General features: G+C 62.2%; 1 protein-coding gene. It reads right to left on the bottom strand.

Annotated features, from left to right (window positions below):
- Nucleotides 1-34: 34 nt before the first annotated feature.
- Nucleotides 35-1,180, bottom strand: a 1,146-nt coding sequence (ltrA, locus tag G406_RS49355; protein ID WP_037078266.1) for a group II intron reverse transcriptase/maturase, incomplete at its 5' end; no start/stop codon positions are given.

The raw sequence follows: 1,180 nt of genomic DNA, 5'->3' as shown, positions 1-1,180 counted from the left end.
CCCCATACCGCTCGCCGAACCCGCCGTGCGCCTTTCAACGCAACGGGCTCTCCACGGTTTCTGTCGTTGGGCGTGGTTCGCGCAAGGACCAAGGGCTGGGAATGCTGCGTCGGCGGTACCGGGTGACCGGTGTCGCCGCGATGTTGCGCAGCTCGATCCCGTCCACCGCGATTGGCCGCCACCCCGTCGGGGTACGCAGCCAGCGGTGGACGTCCTTCCACCTCCAACGCCGTTTGGTCTTCACCCATCGAACGATCCGCCACCAGATGAAGTAAGCGAGCCGGTCGAAGGTGTGCTTGGCCACGGCATGTCGGAAGTATTCAGCCCAACCGCGTGTAATCCGATTGATCCGGATCAACACGGCTCGAAGGTCCTGTTGTGACGTTCTTCGCGTCAGGGCGCGGATTCTCTCTTTCAGTGAACGGACTGGCCGTTCCCCGATGAAGGTGTAGAGCCGCGACTGATCGCGGGTTCCTTTCTTGATTCTCCATTGGATGCGGAAACCCAGGAAATCGAACCCGTCGCGTATGTGCACGATCCGAGTCTTGGTCGGCGATAAACGCAGACCCATCGGAGCGAGCACCTGCACGACTTCCTCGCGCAGCGCCACCACCTGATCCTGGGTGCCGAAGACCATGACGACAAAGTCGTCCGCGTAGCGGACGAGTCGCCAGGTTGGCAGGCCCAGGCGTCGTGTGCGGTGACGCCGATTCTCTGTCGACATCCGTCTCCCTGGCCGCCAGTCGCGGTGCAGGTACTCGTCCAGCACCGACAACGCGACGTTGGCCAACAACGGGGAAAGGATGCCCCCTTGTGGCGTCCCAGTTGGTGTGTCCCGTTCCTCGCCGAGCTCGGTCAGAATCCCGGCCTTGAGGAACGATTTCACCAGGGTAAGCACACGCTTGTCCGACACCCGCGCCCGCACTCGGTCCATCAAGGCCGCGTGGTCGATGGTGTCGAAACAAGCCTCGATGTCGGCATCCAGAACCCATTGATAACCGCGGCTACCGAATAGATGGATGTCAGCGATCGCGTCGTGTGCTCGCCGCTTGGGCCGGAACCCGAACGAGACCGGGTGAAAATCAGCCTCGAAAATTGGCTCCAGGACCAGCTTCAAGGCGGCCTGGACAACACGATCAGCGACGGTGGGAATGCCCAACCTGCGAACCTTCCCCGACCC

The sequence above is a fragment of the Actinospineispora spinosispora DSM 44797 genome (assembly GCF_000429025.1).
Taxonomy (GTDB): Bacteria; Actinomycetota; Actinomycetes; order Mycobacteriales; family Pseudonocardiaceae; genus Pseudonocardia; species Pseudonocardia spinosispora.
Note: the sequence above shows the minus strand (reverse complement) of the source record. Positions and strands in the feature narration are given on the sequence as shown.